This window comes from Brachyspira pulli (genome assembly GCF_036997785.1).
Lineage (GTDB): Bacteria > Spirochaetota > Brachyspiria > Brachyspirales > Brachyspiraceae > Brachyspira > Brachyspira pulli.
The window spans coordinates 1-2,010 of the sequence record NZ_JAWLQI010000130.1; the positions used below are offsets into that span (position 1 = coordinate 1).

3 protein-coding genes and 1 pseudogene are annotated in these 2,010 nt (G+C 26.6%); all 4 read right to left on the reverse strand.

The window, feature by feature from the left end; genetic code table 11:
• Positions 1-630: pseudogene (locus R4K56_RS14665) on the reverse strand (periplasmic flagellar collar protein FlcA); the annotation flags it as partial.
• 106 nt (positions 631-736) lie between these two features.
• Positions 737-1,159 (reverse strand): F0F1 ATP synthase subunit delta/epsilon, encoded by a 423-nt coding sequence (locus R4K56_RS14670; protein WP_335760865.1) that lies wholly within the window; start codon positions 1,157-1,159, stop codon positions 737-739.
• A gap of 15 nt (positions 1,160-1,174) precedes the next feature.
• A complete protein-coding gene (locus tag R4K56_RS14675) occupies positions 1,175-1,480 on the reverse strand; it encodes a hypothetical protein (RefSeq protein WP_335760866.1) in 306 nt (101 codons plus the stop codon).
• A 28-nt stretch (positions 1,481-1,508) separates the two neighbouring features.
• Positions 1,509-1,922, reverse strand: a complete 414-nt coding sequence (locus R4K56_RS14680) for an acyl-CoA thioesterase (RefSeq protein ID WP_335758423.1) — start codon at positions 1,920-1,922, stop codon at positions 1,509-1,511.
• Between the last annotated feature and the right edge of the window lie 88 nt (positions 1,923-2,010).

Sequence of the window (2,010 nt, forward strand, 5' to 3'; positions counted from 1 at the left end):
CGGTAAATCCAAATTGTCTATATCTGCTGATACTTTCTCATCATTCTCCGGTAAGTCCAAATTGTCTATGTCAGCTGATGCTTTTTCTTCGCCTAAATTATCTGGAAGCTGTGAATCCATAGATTTATCATCATTATATAAATCTAAATCTTCTAAATCTCCCAAATTTTTCATATCTTCTGAACTATTTTGTAAATCATTAGCAGAATTTTGATCTTCCTCTTTTTTATCTTCTTTAACTTCTGGTAAAGATAAATCGTCATCTAATCCCAAATCCTCTGGTAAACCTAAATCATCATCTAATCCTAAATCTTCCGGTAAATCTAAATCATCTAGTCCCAAATCTTCTGGTAAATCCAAATTATCTATATCAGATGTATCTGGCTCTTTCTGAGTTTGTGAATCAGAAGCATCTTTATTACTATCATCATCATCAAAATCCAAGCTATCCAAATCATCAATAGAAGGTAAACCATTATCTTCTGCTGGCATAGAGTTAGCCATATGTTCATCGGTAAAGACTGACTTGAAACGGTCATAGTCATTTTGTGATATTTCTTTTGGTAATGCTTTATTTCCTATTAAAAAAGCAATACTTCCCAATCTTTCTAAATCTTCTATTTTAGGCATATTCAATCATCTAATTTAAATTTTTTTAGTTAACATATTAATTATATGAAAGCTATAAAAATATGTCAACTAAATTGTCGGATAATAATAAAATTACAATAGCATATTATTTTGATGAAATTTCTATTTGCTTATTCAATCTAGCAATTTTTTCATTATTTCTTCTAGCTTCTTCAGCATTAATAACCATTTGTTTAGATAATTTAGTGATTTCTTCTTTTAAAAGATCTGCATTTATATCTTTAGGATATAAAGCTTCCTCAACTAATATACCAATAACATTATTAGTTACTTCTGCTATTCCATATTCTACATACATATTAATAAGTTTATTATCTTCATTGTAGACTCTAAGTTCACCATAACCTATACGTACAATATATGGACAATGATCCAAATGTATGGAAACATAGCCATCATGAGAAGGTATTTCTACATGATCTATACGCATAGACCTTAAAACTGGTCCGTTTCTAGTAATTACTGAACAAGTCAATGCTTTCTTATTTTTTTTAACAGTAGTCGCCATACAAAACTCACAAAATTAAATTATATTCTTATATTTTAGAACAAAAATAATAAATATCAATGATATTATAAACAAAACAAGTAATATTAACGAGATTAAAAATAAAAATCTTACCACTATTTTTAAAGAATTAATTTCGGCATATACATACTCAAATTCTTTTTTAGTTTTTGATTCTATTTTTTCAACAATTTCTTTTTCTCTTTCATCTATTTTATCATATAATTTTTTAGCTTTATTTTCCATTGTAGTGTTTTTTACTAAATCTCCAACCATATTAGCTGAAGAAAGAACAGTTAATACAACATTAAGCCAATTCATAACAAAAATTCCCCTAACAAATAAAAAATCATACGCCTTTAAGCATTATATCATATAAATATTTATCTGGTTTTACTATTGCACCGCTTTTATTTACAAATGGGTGTAAAGTATAGCCTGTACTATATAATATATTCTCATTTTCCTTGCTTCTTATTTCATATTTAAGCTTTAATGATACATTTTTTAATTTTTCTACACTGGTATGAACCACTATAACCTCATCATACTTAATAGAAACCTTATAATCTACAAAAGCCTCTTTTACAGGAAGCATTATATTATATTTTTCTTCCATATCCCTATATGAAATACCTAATTCACGTAAAAGCTCAGTTCTTCCTATTTCAAAATATCTAAGATAGTTTGAATGATAAACTACCCCCATTTGATCTGTATCTGCATATATTACTCTTATTTCTGTTTTATTAACATGAGCCATAAATAACCCCTATTATATTTTAAAATTAAATAATTAAAAAATTATAACATAAATAAAAAAATATAAAAGTTTTTTATTATTTGCACAG

Excerpts from the sequence above, each read along its gene's own strand:
- R4K56_RS14670 (WP_335760865.1), bottom strand. The coding sequence starts at position 1,159 with ATGGCGACTACTGTTAAAAAAAATAAGAAAGCATTGACTTGTTCAGTA.
- R4K56_RS14675 (WP_335760866.1), bottom strand. The coding sequence starts at position 1,480 with ATGAATTGGCTTAATGTTGTATTAACTGTTCTTTCTTCAGCTAATATG.
- R4K56_RS14680 (WP_335758423.1), bottom strand. The coding sequence starts at position 1,922 with ATGGCTCATGTTAATAAAACAGAAATAAGAGTAATATATGCAGATACA.